Source organism: Nocardiopsis sp. NPDC050513 (genome assembly GCF_044457925.1).
Classification (GTDB): domain Bacteria; phylum Actinomycetota; class Actinomycetes; order Streptosporangiales; family Streptosporangiaceae; genus Nocardiopsis.
Map to the genome: position 1 here is coordinate 301,322 of NZ_JBITHK010000005.1, position 15,721 is coordinate 317,042.

At 74.1% G+C, this 15,721-nt stretch carries 18 protein-coding genes; 8 read left to right on the forward strand and 10 right to left on the reverse strand.

All coding sequences use genetic code 11. From position 1 onward, the window contains the following. The first annotated feature begins 51 nt into the window (after positions 1-51). Together ACIBFB_RS11575 and ACIBFB_RS11580 are read left to right on the forward strand one after the other, a co-directional pair. Positions 52-468, forward strand: coding sequence for a winged helix-turn-helix transcriptional regulator (locus ACIBFB_RS11575; RefSeq protein WP_397228936.1), 417 nt, complete (start codon positions 52-54; stop codon positions 466-468). Positions 469-749: 281 nt separating this feature from the next. Further along, positions 750-1,193, forward strand: coding sequence for a heme-binding protein (locus ACIBFB_RS11580; protein ID WP_397228938.1), 444 nt, complete (start codon positions 750-752; stop codon positions 1,191-1,193). 130 nt (positions 1,194-1,323) lie between these two features. Here the strand turns inward: ACIBFB_RS11580 and ACIBFB_RS11585 are convergent, their stop codons facing one another. From ACIBFB_RS11585 to ACIBFB_RS11600, 4 genes are all read right to left on the reverse strand, one after another. Further along, complete coding sequence (locus ACIBFB_RS11585) at positions 1,324-2,193, reverse strand: ABC transporter permease (RefSeq protein ID WP_397228940.1); 870 nt, start codon at positions 2,191-2,193, stop codon at positions 1,324-1,326. Next, positions 2,186-2,956 (reverse strand): ABC transporter ATP-binding protein, encoded by a 771-nt coding sequence (locus ACIBFB_RS11590; RefSeq protein ID WP_397228942.1) that lies wholly within the window; start codon positions 2,954-2,956, stop codon positions 2,186-2,188. Before ACIBFB_RS11590 ends, ACIBFB_RS11585 begins: the two co-directional genes overlap by 8 nt. A gap of 8 nt (positions 2,957-2,964) precedes the next feature. Further along, positions 2,965-4,014, reverse strand: coding sequence for an ABC transporter substrate-binding protein (locus ACIBFB_RS11595; protein WP_397228944.1), 1,050 nt, complete (start codon positions 4,012-4,014; stop codon positions 2,965-2,967). Between the two features lie 361 nt (positions 4,015-4,375). Beyond that, on the reverse strand, positions 4,376-5,254 hold the full coding sequence (locus ACIBFB_RS11600) for a MetQ/NlpA family ABC transporter substrate-binding protein (RefSeq protein ID WP_397228946.1): 879 nt from the start codon (positions 5,252-5,254) through the stop codon (positions 4,376-4,378). A 300-nt stretch (positions 5,255-5,554) separates the two neighbouring features. On the opposite strand from ACIBFB_RS11600, the gene ACIBFB_RS11605 reads away from it, so the two are divergent. Together ACIBFB_RS11605 and ACIBFB_RS11610 are read left to right on the forward strand one after the other, a co-directional pair. Continuing rightward, a complete protein-coding gene (locus ACIBFB_RS11605; RefSeq protein WP_397228948.1) occupies positions 5,555-6,505 on the forward strand; it encodes an aldo/keto reductase in 951 nt (316 codons plus the stop codon). A gap of 444 nt (positions 6,506-6,949) precedes the next feature. Continuing rightward, complete coding sequence (locus ACIBFB_RS11610; RefSeq protein WP_397228950.1) at positions 6,950-7,213, forward strand: hypothetical protein; 264 nt, start codon at positions 6,950-6,952, stop codon at positions 7,211-7,213. A 10-nt stretch (positions 7,214-7,223) separates the two neighbouring features. Here ACIBFB_RS11610 and ACIBFB_RS11615 read toward each other — a convergent pair whose 3' ends face one another. Further along, on the reverse strand, positions 7,224-7,778 hold the full coding sequence (locus tag ACIBFB_RS11615) for a CGNR zinc finger domain-containing protein (protein WP_397228952.1): 555 nt from the start codon (positions 7,776-7,778) through the stop codon (positions 7,224-7,226). A gap of 173 nt (positions 7,779-7,951) precedes the next feature. On the opposite strand from ACIBFB_RS11615, the gene ACIBFB_RS11620 reads away from it, so the two are divergent. The 4 genes from ACIBFB_RS11620 to ACIBFB_RS11635 all read left to right on the forward strand — a co-directional run bounded on the left by ACIBFB_RS11620 (position 7,952) and on the right by ACIBFB_RS11635 (position 11,249). Further along, positions 7,952-8,404, forward strand: coding sequence for a VOC family protein (locus ACIBFB_RS11620; RefSeq protein WP_397228954.1), 453 nt, complete (start codon positions 7,952-7,954; stop codon positions 8,402-8,404). Positions 8,405-8,480: 76 nt separating this feature from the next. Next, on the forward strand, positions 8,481-9,389 hold the full coding sequence (locus ACIBFB_RS11625; RefSeq protein WP_397228956.1) for a pyridoxamine 5'-phosphate oxidase family protein: 909 nt from the start codon (positions 8,481-8,483) through the stop codon (positions 9,387-9,389). A 121-nt stretch (positions 9,390-9,510) separates the two neighbouring features. After that, positions 9,511-10,125 (forward strand): hypothetical protein, encoded by a 615-nt coding sequence (locus tag ACIBFB_RS11630; RefSeq protein WP_397228958.1) that lies wholly within the window; start codon positions 9,511-9,513, stop codon positions 10,123-10,125. Continuing rightward, positions 10,122-11,249, forward strand: coding sequence for a PrsW family intramembrane metalloprotease (locus tag ACIBFB_RS11635; RefSeq protein WP_397228960.1), 1,128 nt, complete (start codon positions 10,122-10,124; stop codon positions 11,247-11,249). The genes ACIBFB_RS11630 and ACIBFB_RS11635 overlap by 4 nt, the downstream gene beginning before the upstream one ends. Positions 11,250-11,258: 9 nt before the next feature. Here ACIBFB_RS11635 and ACIBFB_RS11640 read toward each other — a convergent pair whose 3' ends face one another. From ACIBFB_RS11640 to ACIBFB_RS11660, 5 genes are all read right to left on the reverse strand, one after another. Beyond that, on the reverse strand, positions 11,259-12,029 hold the full coding sequence (locus ACIBFB_RS11640) for a pyrimidine reductase family protein (protein WP_397228962.1): 771 nt from the start codon (positions 12,027-12,029) through the stop codon (positions 11,259-11,261). Next, positions 12,014-12,736: a hypothetical protein gene (locus ACIBFB_RS11645; protein ID WP_397228964.1), complete on the reverse strand. Its 723-nt coding sequence runs from the start codon at positions 12,734-12,736 to the stop codon at positions 12,014-12,016. Before ACIBFB_RS11645 ends, ACIBFB_RS11640 begins: the two co-directional genes overlap by 16 nt. 10 nt (positions 12,737-12,746) lie before the next feature. Continuing rightward, positions 12,747-13,607 (reverse strand): dihydropteroate synthase, encoded by an 861-nt coding sequence (gene folP, locus ACIBFB_RS11650; protein WP_397228966.1) that lies wholly within the window; start codon positions 13,605-13,607, stop codon positions 12,747-12,749. Positions 13,608-13,689: 82 nt separating this feature from the next. After that, positions 13,690-14,616, reverse strand: coding sequence for a carbohydrate kinase family protein (locus ACIBFB_RS11655; RefSeq protein WP_397228968.1), 927 nt, complete (start codon positions 14,614-14,616; stop codon positions 13,690-13,692). A 21-nt stretch (positions 14,617-14,637) separates the two neighbouring features. Further along, positions 14,638-15,699 (reverse strand): EamA family transporter, encoded by a 1,062-nt coding sequence (locus ACIBFB_RS11660; RefSeq protein ID WP_397228970.1) that lies wholly within the window; start codon positions 15,697-15,699, stop codon positions 14,638-14,640. Positions 15,700-15,721 lie beyond the last annotated feature (22 nt).

Consider the following 15,721-nt stretch of genomic DNA (forward strand, 5'->3'; position numbering starts at 1 on the left):
GGATAAGGTACCCGCTGTATAGAAGGCACGTGAAAGTCTGGTAGGTACCCCATGCATACCACCCTTGACCTGCGAGAACACGGCGGCGCGGATGCCTACCTCCGCGACTGCGCGTCACGCAACGTCCTCGACCTGCTGTCCAGCAAGTGGGTGTGCCTCGTCGCGGGCGCGCTCTCGGGCGGACCCATGCGGTTCGGGGAGCTGCGCCGCCGTCTGGACGGCATCACCCAGAAGATGCTCACCCGGACGCTGCGCGACCTGGAGCGCGCCGGACTCGTGGACCGGCGGGTGTTCCCCACCACCCCGCCCCAGGTGGAGTACTCCCTGACGCCGCTCGGCCGGAACCTGGGTGTGCTCATGGGCGCCATCCGCGAGTGGGCCGAGGAGCACATGGACGAGATCACCGAGGCGCGCGAACGCTACGACACCCGCGCGGCCGAGCCCGTCCGCGCGCTCGGCACGCCCTGAGCGCGGAACCGGTCCGACCGCCGGTGCTGGTGCGAAGCTCCGGACCACGGGCCCTGGAGCTTCCCACGAAGGCGACCCGCCTCCCGAGGGGCGAATCAGGCGCTTTCCCATATTCACTACCGGTTGAGCGAACATTAGCCTCGTGTGGTGGCCATCACACCCCTCGGGCGCCGGGCCGAGCACCCGGTACCCGGGGAGCGCGCGGGGATCCTCGGACCCTCCGTGGGTGGCACGACGCCGACGTCTCCCGCCGGGAGACCCGAACGAAGGGAACGCGCCTGGTGGCCATCACTTTGGAGCAGGCTCAGGGACTGATCGACGGCGCCGTGGAGTACGCGGCCGAGAACGACCTCCAGCCGCTGACCGTCGCCGTCCTCGACCCGGGCGGCGTCCTCGTCGCCCTGGCCCGGCAGGACGGCTCGGGTCTGCTCCGTCCGGACCTCGCCGTGGCCAAGGCCTGGGGCGTGCTCGGGCTCGGGATGAACAACCGGGCGATCGCCGCCCGCGCGGAGTCCTCCCCCGAGTTCTTCACCTCGGTCGCGGCCCTGGCCCAGGGGCGGCTGCTCAGCGTCCCCGGCGGCGTGTTCATCCGTGACGCCCGGGGCTCTCTGCTGGGCGCCGCCGGGGCCACCGGAGACACCTCGCTCAACGACGAGAGCGCCCTGCTGGCGGGTGCCGCGTCCATCGGTCTGCGTGCCGAGACCGGCGCCGAGGACGCCGCCTGACGGGGACCCGAGGGCCCCGGTGGCCGGGGTCTCCCGGCCGGGCACGGGACACCGACGACGGCCGCCGCCGCGCTGGACTCGCGCGGCGGCGGCCGTGTGTCGTGGAGGGGCCGGGGTACCGGCCGCCCGCTCAGGCCGCTGCCAGCCCCCAGCGGCGCCGCAGCGAGCGGTCCGCCCAGGTGAAGAACACGTCGATGAGGATGCCGACGACCAGCACGATGACGACGTAGCTCAGCAGACGCTCGGCGTCGTTGAGCTGGCGGGCCTGGCTCAGCGCCCAGCCGATGGAGTTCTGCTGGTTGATGATGACGAGCAGCTCTCCGGCCATGAGCGAGCGCCAGGCGAACGCCCACCCCTGCTTGAGTCCGCCGACGAACATCGGCAGAGCCGCGGGCACGATGAGCAGCCGGTACCGCTGGATCCCGCGCAGCCCCATGACCTGTCCGGCCCGCAGCAGCGACGGCGACACGTAGTCGATCCCCGAGACCAGTCCGCCCGCGATGGACGGCGCGGCGCCGAGGACGATCACGAACATGATCGCCGACTCGCTGATGCCGTACAGCAGCATCGCGAACGGGAACCACACGATGGACGGCATCGTCTGGAGGCCGGTGATCAGCGAGCCGATCGCCACCCGCAGCGCGCGCACCTGGGCCACCGCCAGACCGACGATGACACCGACCACCAGCGCCAGGGCGAATCCCGTCAGCGCGCGCCGCATGGTGACGCCCACGGCCTCCCAGAACTCCGCGGTGGCGACCTCCGCGAACAGGACGGGCAGCACCCGGTCCGGGCCGGGGAAGACCCACTCCGACCGCCATCCGGACCAGACGACCGCCTGCCAGGCGACGAGCACCACCGCCACGGCGGCGAGCTTCGGCCAGGCGGACGACCAGATCCGGCGCGCCACCTCGCCCGCGCCGCGCGCGTCGCGCTCCGGCTGGAGTTCGAGCGCGTCGAGGCCCTGGACCTGACGGTCCCGGGTGTCGCTGTCAGGCATGGCGCGAGACCTCCTGGCGGAGTCGGTCGGTGATGACCGCGGCCTGCCCGGCGATCAGCGCCGAGTCGATCCGGCGGGGCCGCTCGCCCTCCACCGGGAACTCGTCGATCACCCGGCCGGGGCGGCTGGAGAGCAGGACCACCCGGTCGCCCAGGCGCACCGCCTCCCGGACGTTGTGCGTGACGAACAGGACGGTGAGCCGCCGCTCCTGCCAGATCCGCTCCAGTTCGTCGTGGAGGATGTCCCGGGTCATGGCGTCCAGGGCGCCGAAGGGTTCGTCCATGAGCAGGACGTCGGCGTCCTGGGCCAGGGCGCGGGCCATGGCCACGCGCTGGCGCATACCGCCCGAGAGCTCGTGGGGGCGCTTGCGCGCGAAGCCGGTGAGCCGGACCAGCTCCAGGAGTTCGGCGACGCGTTCGCGGCGCACGGCGCGGGGCACTCCGTTGACCTTCATGGGGACCTCGATGTTGGCGCCCACGGTGAGCCACGGGAACAGCGCGGCCTCCTGGAACATCATCGCCACCTTGTGGCCCGCCGTGTCCACGCTCCCGGTGGTCGGGCGGTCCAGCCCGGCCACCAGGGAGAGCAGGGTGCTCTTCCCGCATCCCGAGGCGCCCACGATCGACAGGAACTCGTGCTGGCCGACGGAGACGGACATGCCGTCGATGGCGGTCACGGCGCCCGTGCCCGTCCCGAAGACCTTGGAGATCGTGTCGACCTCCACGGCGCTGACGCGCGTCGGGGTGTCGGTGATGGTGGTCATGGGCCTCATCAGCCTTCCAGCCCGGAGACCGGGTCGCGGCCGTCCTCGGCGAGGACGGCGTCGAGCGGGTCCAGGGCGTAGATTCCGGTCAGGTCGACGGGTTCGAGCAGGCCGGCGGCCTCGGCGCGCTCGGCTCCGGTGAACAGCGACGGGGCGACGGGGTCGACGGTGAAGGTGATCCGGTCGAACGCCGCGGAGGTGATCTCGTCCGGCAGCCGGGAGCCGGTGATCGCCTCCAGATGGTCGTTGACCGTCCGCTGGGCCTCGTCGGGGTGGGCGTTGATCCAGTCCACGGTCGCCACGTGGCCGCGCAGGAGGTCCTCGACCAGGTCGGGTTCGCGGTCGAGGAAATCGGCGCTGACCACCAGGTGCGCGGTGACGAAGGCGCCGTCGGTCTCGGTCCAGGTGTCGGCCTCGTCGACGAGCAGGTGGGCGTCGTCGCGGGTGAGCAGGCGGCTCAGGTGCGGCTCGGGCAGCCAGGCGCCGTCGATCTCGCCGAGGTCGAAGGCGTCCACGATCTCCGCGGGCGCCTGCGGGAGGATGGACAGGTCGCCGCCTCCGGCGGTGTCCACGTCCCAGCCCTGGTCGGCCGCGAACGAGCGCAGGGCCACGTCCTGGGTGTTGCCGAGCTGCGGGCTGGCGACGGTGGCGCCGCGCAGGTCCTCGACGGTCTCGATGTCCTCGCGGGTGACCAGGCCCGCACCGCCGGAGGCCGCTCCGGCGATGACGTGCAGCGCCTGTCCCTCGGACTGGGCCCAGCCGTTCACGGCGGGGTTGGGACCGACGAAGGCGGCGTCGACCTCCCCGGAGAACACGGCGTTGATCGCGTCCGGGCCCGCGTTGAAGACCCGGGTGTCGAAGGCGACGCCGTCGCCGAGGGCGTCGTCGAGGGTTCCCCGCTCCACGCCGACCAGGGCCGGGGCGTGGGTGATGTTGGGGAAGTAGCCGAGTGTCAGGGAGGGCCCGTCGTCCTCCGCGAGCGCACCGCAGCCGGTGACGGCCATGGCCAGGGCCACGCAGGCCGCGAGCGCTCCCGTCGGGCGCGAGGGCGGTCGCATGTGGGGCCCCTTTCCGGCCGTTGTCGAGGTCTGACGAAACTCTACTTAATAAGTAGGTTTTGTGGAACCAGGCCGAGAGGAGGGCCACGGCGGCGGCGACCAGCCCGAACGACCCGCGGCGGCCAGCCCGAGCGACCTCACCCTCGAAGAAAACCGCAGGTCAGGCAGGTTGGCGAGGACGACACCCCGAGAGCGGGCCACGCATCGCACGAGCCCGCCCGCACGCCGTGCGCGCCGACCACGCCACAGTGATCTGTGTCACACGCGCTGGCATTCCCGGAACACGGGACGAGGGTGGCGGAGCCGGGGAACTCCGCCACCCTCGCGGGGGGCACGGTGGGGCGCGACGCGCCCGTGGCCGTTACTCGGCGGCGGGGGCCGCGGACCCGACGACCGCGCCGTCGGCGTCGACCGGGAGGACGACACCCTGCCAGGTGCTCTCGATGTACTCCAGGACGCGCTCGTCGTGCAGGAGCTCCACCAGCTGGAGGATCCGCTCGTCCCCGGCGTTCTCCGCCAGGGTCACCAGGCCGTTGGCGTAGGTCTCGACGTAGTCCTCGCCCTCGGGCTCCCAGGCCAGGACGTTGGCGTCCTCGGTCAGCCCGGCCTCGATGGCGTAGTTGCCGTTGACGATCGCGGCGTCCACGTCGGCGATCGAGCGCGGGAGCTGGGCGGCCTCCAGCGGGGTGACGACGAGGTCCCGCGGGTTGTCGGCGATGTCGTTCTCGGTGGCGGTCTCCCCGGCCTCCGGGTCGACGGTCACGAGCCCCTCGGCCTCGAGGATGCGCAGTGCGCGGTTGAGGTTGGCCGGGTCGTTGGGGACCGCGATCTCCGCGCCCTCGGGCAGGTCGTCGACGGACTCGACGCTCTCCGAGTACAGCCCGAGCCGCTCGATGTGCACGTCGGTGACGTAGGCGAACTCGGCGTCGGGGCCGTTCTCCTGCCACTCGGCGAGGAAGGCGCGGTGCTGGAAGTAGTTGGCGTCCAGCTCACCCTCGGCCAGGGCGGCGTTGGGGGTGTTGTAGTCCGAGATCTCCTCGATCTCCAGGTCCAGACCGGCCTCCTCGGCGAGGTTCTCGTCGATGAAGGCGAGGATGTCCCCGTGCGGCACCGGGCTCACCCCGATCCGGAGCGCCCCGGCCTCCGCGGCCTCGCTGGCGGCCTGCTCGCTGGGAGCACCGCAGGCGGAGAGCGCCAGGGTGACGGCGGCGGCGCCGATGACGGTCGGGGTCATGCGCATGGTGCGCTCCTTCGTGATCGCGGGCTGGCGGACCGAGGAGGGGTCCGGGGCCGGTGGGGCTCCGGCCTCCCGTATGCCGGGACACCTTTAGGTGTGGTCATCCCATGACGAGGCTATCCCACTCTTTTGGTAGGAAATTACGTTCCGCGCGGGCCAGCAGGTGGGATGTCCCACACGGGAACGCTCCGGTGACGGGTCCGCGCCGCCTACCGCCGCCGCTCCCCCGGACATACCTGGCCGTCGGGCCCCGCGTGCCCTAGCCTGACCGCGACCACCGCCCCCCAAGCGAGAACGGTGAATATGAACGACACCAGACTCCGGCCGCTCGGCCGGTCCGACCTCCGCGTCTCCCGGCTCTGCCTGGGCGGCAACGTCTTCGGGTGGACCGCCGACGAGGCCGCCGCGTTCCGGATCCTGGACGCCTACACGGCGGTCGGGGGGAACATCGTCGACACCGCGGACTCCTACTCCGCCTGGGCCGAGGGCCACAGCGGCGGCGAGTCGGAGACCGTCATCGGCGCCTGGCTGCACGCGCGCGGGCGCCGCGACGACCTGGTCATCGCGACCAAGGTCAGCCAGCACCCCGAGTTCCGCGGCCTGTCCGGCGCCAACGTCCGCGCGGCGGCGCACGCCTCGCTCAAGCGACTGGGCACGGACACGATCGACCTGTACTACGCGCACTTCGACGACCCCGACACCCCGGTGGCCGAGAGCGCGGAGGCCTTCTCGTCCCTGGTCGACGAGGGAGCCATCCGGCACATCGGACTGTCCAACCACAGCCCCGACCGGATCCGGGAATGGCTGGACGCGTGCGCGGCCCGCGGCCTGCACGCCCCGGTGTGCGTGCAGCCGCACTACAACCTGGTGGAGCGCGGCATCGAGGCCGACCTGGTCCCCCTCGCGCGGGAACGGGGCCTGGCCCTGCTGCCGTACTTCGGCCTGGCCAAGGGCTTCCTCACCGGCAAGTACCGGCCGGACGGCCCCGACGTGGACAGCCCCCGCGCGGCCCGTGCCCGCGCCTACCTGGACGGGCCGCGCGGCGAACGCGTGCTGGCGGCCCTGGACGCGGTCGCGGCCGAGCGCGGCACGGCCCCGGCGGCCGTCGCCCTGGCGTGGCTGGCCGACCGTCCGGGCGTGACGTCGGCGATCGCGAGCGCCCGCGACCTGGCCCAGCTGGAGGACCTGCTTCCGGTCGTCGGTCTGGAGTTGACCGGGGACGAGTCGGCGCGGCTGACGGAGGCCTCGGCCTGAGCGGCCCGTGCGCAGACCCCGTGGTCGACGTCGGCTCCGCGGATCGGCGCACTGCGGTCCGAGCCGGAGGCGGGGCGGACGAGGAGGAGGGCGACTGACATCTCCGGGGCGTGCGGTTCCCGGCACGCCCCGGGAACTCAGGCCGGTTCCGGCTCGGGCTCGGGCCCCGGCGGTTCGGGGACGGGGCCGGGCGGCCTCGGCGGCTCCGGGGCGGGCGGGGGCGTGGGCACGGGTGACGGAGGGAACGGATCCGGCGGCATCGGGTCGGGATAGCGCGGGGCCGCGTCCCGGGAGCGTGTGTTCATGGTCCGGTCTCCTCCCTGGACGTCGTGCCGGGGATGTAGGTCTGGCTACCCGCCGCGCACGGCGCGGAAACACGGCCGGAGTTTGTCCCGGGGAAGACCGGGTACCCAAGGCGCGTCTCCCGAACGGGGGGAGGGAGCTATGGAGTGGCCGACACTCGGATGGCTGATCGGCGTGCTGGCGGCACTGGCCGTCCCGGTCGTGCTGATCCTTCTGGCCATCGCGCTCCTCAGCCTGGAGGAGGCACGCGCGCGGCGGAACGTGCGCTCTCCGGACTACTGGAACGAGAGGCCGGACGGACGGCGGTATCCGACCGGATGGGAGGAGCCCGGAGAACGGGACCGCTGGAGCGGTCGCGAGGACGACGAGCCCCCTCCCGACGACCGGGGCCCGCCCGGAGCGTGACCGCGGCCGGTCAGGTGTTCTCCGCTCCCCTGGCGCGGGCGTGGTGCCGCGCGGCCTTGGCCCGGTTCCCGCACCCGGCCATGGAGCACCAGCGGCGCGTCCCGTTCCTGGACGTGTCGAAGAAGTGCAGGACGCAGGCGGGGTTGGCGCATCCGCGGACGCGGTCCGCTGAGACGAGCAGGTCGAGGTAGCCGGCGGCCGCGGTCCAGGCGGGGCCCCAGGACGGATCGTCGAACTCGACGCTGACCGTCGGCACGCCGTCGCGCAGCACCCTGCGCTCGGCGCCGTGGGCGAGGACCTCGTTGAGCCGCCCCGCGGCCCCGGCGTCGGCGGGCGCGTCCACCAGGACGGCCAGGGCGTCGCGGACGAGCAGCACCCGCTCCAGCGTGGCGGGGTCGGCGTCGAACCGCGCGTCCAGGCCCGCCTCGCCGAGCCACTGGCGCAGCCCCTCCACGCCGTCGAGCAGGTCGCGGACGGTCGCGCCCTCCACCCAGCGTGTGTTGAGCAGGTCCATGGCGACCGGTTCGCCGACGAGCGGCCGCCGCCTACCGACCGTTGAGGCCATCGTCCCCCGCTCCGTGCGTCGTCGGTCCGGGTGCGCCGGACCGCCCGGATCGTACCAGGAAGCCACCTAACCAGTGAACACGATTTCAGGGGTTGCACACCCTCCGACTAACCCCTAAAGTCACTTTCGCCGGTTACACCGACCGGGCGGATCCACGAGCGGAGAGGTGTGCCATGGCACGCACCGGCATGAAGACCGGACACGTCGGTCTGAACGTCACCGACATCGCGCGTTCCCTGGACTTCTACGGACGCGTCCTCGGATTCGAGGTGCTTGGCCGTGGCGAGGAGCGGGGCCGCGAGTTCGCCTTCCTCGGTCAGGACGGGCAGCTCGTGCTGACGCTGTGGCGGCAGAGCACGGACCGGTTCCGCACGGACACCGCGGGCCTGCACCACCTGGCCTTCCAGGTGGAGACGGTCGACGAGGTCCGTGCCGTCGAGGCGCGGCTCCTGGACGCGGCCGTCGAGTTCGCCTACGACGGCGTGGTCCCGCACGGCGAGGGCGCCTCCTCCGGCGGGGTGTTCTTCCACGACCCCGACGGCATCCGCCTGGAGATCTACACCCCCACCGGCGCCGAGGACGCCGAGGCTCCCGTAGCCGCCGCCCCGACCTGCGGTTTCTTCTAGACGCTCGACAGCCCACACACGCGCGGCGCCCCGCCCTCGGGGCGCCGCGCCCTCCACGGAAGGAAGCGACGTCTCCATGTCCACCTACCACCGGGGGGAGCGGGCGGTCCAGCGCCGCAGCGGGCTGCCCGAGGCGGCCGACCACGCGGGCCGGTCGATCCGCGACTCCGTCCCCGCCGTCGCCGCGCGGTTCCTCGCCGCGCAGCGCCTTCTCGTCGTGGGCGCGGCCGACGCGCGCGGGCGCGTGTGGGCGTCGCCGCTCACCGGCGCGCCCGGGTTCCTGCGGGCCGAGGACGACCGCACCGTCGGCGTCGACGCCGTCCCCCGCGCGGGCGACCCGCTGTCCGGGGTGTTCGACGGCCGACCCGTCCAGGTCGGCGCGATCGCGCTCGACCCGGCCGCCCGGCGCCGCATGCGGGTCAACGGCACGGCGCGCCGCGTCGGTTCCACGGGGCTGCGGCTGGCCGCCGACCAGGTCTACGCCAACTGCCCCAAGTACATCCAGCGGCGGACGCTGGAGCCCGCCGTCCCGGCGGACGACGTCACCCCGCGCCACGGCGACCGGCTGAGCGCCGACCAGCAAGGGCTCCTGCGCCGGGCCGACACCTTCTTCGTGGCGACCGCCAGCGACACAGGCGCGGCCGACGCCAGCCACCGGGGCGGCAACCCCGGGTTCGTGTCGGTCCACTCGCCGCGCCTGATCAGTTGGCCGGACTACGTCGGCAACGCCATGTTCATGACCCTGGGCAACCTCTGGGTCGACGGCCGCGCCGGACTGCTCGTCCCCGACTGGGAGACCGGTGACCTGCTCCAGATCACGGGCACGGCCCGGGTCCGCTGGGCGGACGACTCGCCCGGAGCCCGGCGGTCGGTCGAGTTCTCGGTGGCGGAGGTCGTCGCCACTCCGCGCGCGGGACTCCTCTCCCCCGGGGAGCCCGAGTACTCCCGCGCCAACCCGCCGGTCGCGGTCGCCGCTCCGGGCTGACCCGTCCCCGGACAGGTGAAATCCGAGCAAACGTGCGCCAAGTCCCCCTCTCCTCCGCTCCCCGCGCACACCCGGGTGTTTCGCTGGAGTGGCACGGAGCGGCGGACGCGGAGGGGGCGCCATGGCGGACACGGACGAGCGGGATCCCGGCGCGGCGCCGCCGCTGCCCGCGCGGAGCGCCTGGATCCCGTTGGGCGCGGCCACGGCGGTGGTCGCCCTGCTGGTCACCGTCTGGCCGCTGCTGAACGCGATCCTTCCGGACACCGAGGCCGTCCGAGCCGGTCAGGCGATCCGGATCGGCGCCGAGGGCGGATACGAGGCGGCGCTCACCCTGGACCAGGGCGGATGGACGCTGCACCCCGACTCCAGCGCGGCCGACCGGACGCACCTGTTCACCCGGGGCCCGGTCGAGCTGGCCGTCCGGTCCGTCGTCCCCGCGCAGGAGACGCCGCCCAGCGCCACCGACCTCTGGCACGGGCTGGGCCGGATCGTGCGCGTCGACGACCCCGCCGCGCGCCTGGGCGGCCCCGAGCCCGTGGCCGCCGACGACGGCACTCCGGGGCTGACGGGCCCCCTGCTCGGCGGCGAGGAGGGGGTGGCCGCCGTCTACCCCTCGCCCGACGGTGCGTTCGCCGTGGAGATGGTCCTGGCCGGGGCGGACGCCACCCCGGCGGACCTGGCCGCGGTCGGAGACGCCGTGCGCTCGGTGGTGTTCACGGAGGAGGAGTCCGCATGAACCACGCGCCGCGCGAACCCCGCGACGCGACCGCCGGTCGCGGTCGGCGGAACCCGGCCGAACACGCGGCCCGCACCCACGCGTTCGCCGGCCAGCACCCGCCCGGCACCCGGCTGCCCGCCCTCGTGGGCGCCGCCGTGTTCGCGCTGGCCTGTCTGGCGGGTCTCGCTGTCCTGGTCGCCCAGCTCTCCGTGCGCGTCCTCGTCTTCCCGTGGGCCTCGGCGCTCGCCCTGGCCCTGGCGGTGGCGACGTTCGCGTTCGGGTTCTGGATCCTGCGCCAGATCCGCCCGGTGCGCCCGCCCGACCCGACCGCCAGCGTGGCCGCCGCCGTGTGGGGGCTGACCGCCGCCACGGGGGCCGGGATCGTCGCCAACGGCGGTCTCAGCGGGATCTGGAACAACGTCCTGGGACTGGAGGCGACGGGTGTCTGGGGCGCGGCGCTGACCGCGCCGGTCAACGAGGAGCTGCTCAAGCTCGCGGGGATCGTCCTGGTCGCGGTCGTCCTCCCGAACGCGCTGCGCGGCCCCGTCGACGGATTCGTGCTCGGAGCCCTCGTCGGACTCGGGTTCGAGGTCACGGAGAACGTCATCTACGGGTTCCAGGCCATCACCCAGTCCGGCGCCACCGCTCCGGCGCTGTCGGTCATGACGACGACCGTCGTGCGCGTCGGCCTCACCGGTCTGGGATCGCACTGGGCGATGTCGGCCGTGGCCGGGACCGCCGTCGGGCTGCTGGCCGCCGACGGTTGGCGGCCCGACCGGCGGCGCGCGGCGGGGGCGGCGCTGCTCGTGCTGCTCGCCGTCGCCCAGCACTGGCTGCTCGACTCACCGCTGTTCGGCCAGGGGTTGGCCGCCGTGCTGGTGAAGGTCGCGCTCATCTTCGGCAGCACCATGGCCGTGTACGTCCTGGTGCGGCACGCCCACCGCCGCCGGGTGCGGCGCGCGCTCGCCGACGAGGGTGCGGCCGTGGGCATGCGGCGCTCGGCGGCCGTCGCCCTGGCCACGCGCCAGGGTCGGCGCCGGGCCGCCCAGGCCGTCGCGCTCACCGAACGGCCCGCCGTGGTGGACCGCCAGGAACGGATGCTGGCGGTCGCCGAGGAGCGGGCGGCGCGCCCCGAGTCGTGAGCGCCCGCTCTAGGGGCGCGTCCACCGGTGCAGCAGGGTGCCGTCCTGTTCGACCACCAGCCTGGGCACCAGCCTCCGGTCCACACCGGCGCCCGCGGTCACGCGCTGCTGCACGCCCGCCGCCAGGAGCGGGACCACGGTCAGGCACAGTTCGTCGAGCGCGTCGGCCGCGGCCACGTCCCTGAGCAGGCGGGGTCCGCCCTCGCACAGGATCCGCGACAGGCCGCGGGCGTGCAGCGCGGCGACGGCGGCGGGCAGGTCCACGGTGTCCCCGCCGACCACGATCACGCGGTCGGGTCCCAGGACGCGGCGCGCCCGGTCGAGCGCCTCCGTGCCCGCGCCCGCGCAGGTGACCAGGAGGGCGTCGCCGTGGCCCGGTTCGTCGGCGGCGAGCAGCGGCGGCACCTGGGCCGCCCCGCTGACCACGGCGGTGACCGGGCAGGTCGGCCGCCCCTCGGCGGCGGCGCGCTCCCGGTAGCGGGCCGAGCGGGCGGGGATGCGCCGGTAGCCCTCGGTACGGGCCGTCCCCGCTCCGACCAGGACCACGTCGGCCAGGTCGCGCAGGAGGGTGTAGACGACGAGGTCGGCGTCGGTGTTGATGGACCCGGTCCGGCCGTCGTTGCCCGCCGCGGCGCCGTCCAGGGTCGCCACCATGTTCGCCCGCACCCACGGGCGCCCGGTCGCATCGGGGTAGGCGTAGAGCCGGTCCAGGTCGTCGGGGCCCAGGGTGTCGCCGGGCTCGGCCACGCCGGGCGCGACGTCGTTCAGGAGGAGGCGCACGACCACACCGCCACGAAGTAGGTGACGCCGAAGGGGGCGTCGGCGTACAGGAGCTCCGACCCCACGCTGGCCCCGCCGAGTGCCACGGCCGAGGCCATCACCTGGAGCGCGGCGCGCCCGGACACCCGCTGCGCCGCGGCCTGGTCCGCGTCGAGGACCGTGAGAGCGCCGGTGTCGCCGTCCGCCAGGGCCCGGCGCACGACCTCGTCGACGTCGACCGGGGCCGTGTCCAGGTGCCCGGGGGCGTACACCCCCCAGCGGGCTCCGCCGTCGCCCATGACCAGCAGGCCGACCCGGTCGGCCCGCCCGGCGACCGCACGGGCGACGCGGTCGACCTCCTCCGGCGGGGCGTCCCAGGCGACGGTGGCCGTCTCCACGGGGACGTCGGCGCCGACCGCGGCGAGCAGGCGCCGCGCGACGCCCAGGCTCAGCGGCAGGGGCGCGGGATCCTCGGCGGACTCGGCGTCCCCGTCGGCGAGCACCGGGGCGTCACCGCCGTAGACGCGCACGGGAACCCGCCCCGTCACCCGGTCGCGGGAGGTGTCGGCGCCGCCCACGACGACGACCACGTCCAGCCGGGGGGTCGCCAGCAGGGCGGCCACCCCCGACTCGCAGACCCCGCGCAGGTCGGCCGCGGGGTCCTGGGCGCCGGTGAGCTCCCGCAGCAGCAGGGGCGGGTGCGGGCACACCGCGGTCGCGACGATCACGCGTTCCTCCTCACGCCAGCCCCCGCACCGTCCGGGCCGGAGGCGTCACGCCCCGGATGGCGGAGACCATGTCGAGCACCTGCCGGGTCGGGGTCACCTCGTGGACCCGGTAGACCTGGGCTCCGTGCCAGGCGCACACGGCGGTGGCGGCGAGGGTTCCGGTCAGCCGCTCCCCCACCGGCAGGTCGAGGGTCTCGCCGACGAAGTCCTTGTTGGAGAGCGCGACCAGCACCGGCCACCCGGTGGCGGTCATCTCGTCGAGCCTGCGCGTGAGCTCCAGCGAGTGCCAGGTGTTCTTGTTGAAGTCGTGCGCCGGGTCGATGAGCACCGAGCGCGGATCCACGCCCAGCGCCACGGCGCGCTCGGCGAGCGCCACGGTCTCGTCGACCGCGGCGCGCACGACGTCGTCGTAGGAGGGACGCAGGGGGCCGGTCCGGGGGGTGAGTCCGCCGGTGTGGGTGCACACCAGGCCCACGCCGAACTCGGCGGCGACCCCGGCCAGCTCCGGGTCGTGGCCGCCCCAGGCGTCGTTGAGCAGGTCGGCCCCGGCCTCGCAGACGGCGCGGCCCACCGACGCGCGCCAGGTGTCGACGCTGATGACCAGGTCGGGGAACTCGGCGCGGACGGCCGCCACGAAGTCCACCGTGCGGCGTCTCTCCTCCTCGGCGTCGACTTCGTCGCCGGGCCCGGCCTTGACCCCGCCGATGTCGACGATGTCGGCGCCCTCGGCCACGACCGCGCGCACGCGCTCGAACGCGGGCGCGTCGTCCCAGGTGGCGCCGTTGTCGTAGAAGGAGTCCCGGGTCCGGTTCACGATCGCCATGACCAGCGTCGCGTCCGGACCGTACTCCCGGCCCCGCAGTCTCAGCACCCGCCGACCGCCTCTCCCAGGACGCGCGTCCCCCCGCGGTGTTCGAGTCTCATGTCGTTCCCTGCCCTCCCAGCGGCCCACCCTAGGGCACGGCCGGACCGGCGGCCGCCCGGGACAGGCGTTCGAGGGTGGCCGCGTCGACGAACTCGGTGTGCGTGCCGGCGCTGGTGCAGGCGAACGCTCCGGCGACCGACCCGGCCCGCACGCACTCCTCCACGGAACCCCCGCCGAGACGGGTGTGGAGGAAGGCCGCGACGAAGGAGTCGCCGGCTCCGTTGGTGTCGACGACCGGACGCTCGGGCCGCACGGCGGGGAAGTGCCGGGGCTCGGCCTCCCCGCGTGCCAGGACGCGGCAGCCGTCCGCCCCGTCCATGGCGACGACCAGGCGGGCGCGGCCGTCCCCGGCGATCCGGCGCATCACGGACGCCTCCCGGCCGTGGACGGCGGCGGCGCTGAGGAAGACCAGGTCGGAGCGCAGGGCGTAGTCGAGGTGGTGGGGCTCCTCGCCGTCCCAGTCGTGCAGGTCGGTGGACGTGCCCACGCCCAGGCGCTCCAGGTCCGCGTACATGTCGCGGTTGTGGTTCGTGATCGACATGTGCACGTGCCGGGCGCGCTCGACGAACGGAAGGTAGAAGTCGCGGGGCAGCCGCAGGTCCGGCGCGTGGCGGCTGTCGTAGAAGGAGAACCTCCGTCCCCGGGCGTCCACGAGGTTGACACCGCGCGGGGTGCCGTGCGGCGAGACGACGTGGCTGAAGTCGAGCCCGCGCTCGGTGTAGTTCTCCAGGACCATCCGCCCCTGGAGGTCGTCTCCCAGGAAGTCGATGAACTTCGTGGTCAGTCCCAGTGCGTGGCAGCCGAGCGCCACCCCGTTGCCCGTGTGCCCCACGTAGTCGTGGACCGGGGGCACGGGCAACGAGTCGGCCTCGGGCAGCGCCAGGGAGCCGACCCGGACGATCGTGTCCACCCCCGCCCCGCCGACCACCAGTACGTCGTATGCGGCTTCGGCCATGTCTTCTCCTCCGAAGGCAGGTTACGTTGGCGGTGGGGGCATCCGGACCGCGTCGGCGCCCGTCCGGGTCCCCGGGGGGTGATCGGTCGGTGGGCGGTCGGAGGACGCGGACGGGGCGGCGCGCCGGAAGCCGCCAGGCGGAGGGGCGGAGCCGGTGGCGCCGTCGGGACCGGGTCTGGGGCCGTGCTCGGGCCCGCAGGCGGAGGCGGCGGCTGGTGCGGACCTCGGCGCGCGGCCGGTGAGCGAGGTCAGGGCGACCCCGCCCACCAGGAGGACGGCGGCGATCCAGCTCAGCGGGGTGAACTCCTCCCCCAGCAGCAGCGCCGACGAGGCCATGCCGAACGCCGGAACCAGCAGCGAGAACGGCGCCACCGCCGACGCGTCGTAGCGGCCCAGCAGGAACCCCCAGGCGCCGAATCCGAACACCGTGGCGATCCAGGCCACGAAGACGATCGTGCCCGCGCCCGCCGCGTCCAGCCCCCGCAGCGCCGCCAGACCGGCCTCGGGGCCCTCGACGAGCAGGGAGAGCGCGAACAGCGGGAGCGGCGGAACCAGGCTGACCCAGACCATCCAGCTCAGGGCGTCCGGAGGAGCGGCGCGGCGGGTGACGACGTTGGCCAGGCCCCAGAACGCGGCGGCTCCCACCACCATGAGGAACGCGGTCATCGGCCCCGAGGCGCCCTGGTCGTAGGCGGCCACCCCGATCCCGCCCAACGCCACCGCCATGCCCGCGTAGCGCCACGGCCCCAACCGCTCCCGCAGGAACACCACGGCCAGGAGCGCGGTGAACACGGCCTGGACCTGGAGGACGAGCGAGGTCAGTCCGGCGGGCATGCCCAGGTGCATCCCGGTGAAGACGAGGCCGAACTTCGCCACCCCCAGGAGCAGCCCCACCAGGACGATCCACCTGAGCGCGACGCCCGGGCGGCGCACGAGGAACACCGCCGGGACCGCCGCCACGAGGAAGCGCAGGGCGGAGAACAGCAGCGGCGGGAAGTGGTCGAGGCCGACCTCGATGACGACGAAGTTGACCCCCCACACCGCCGCGACGAGCACGGCGAGGGCGATGTGAACGGGACGCATGGATCCGATGATGCCGACACCG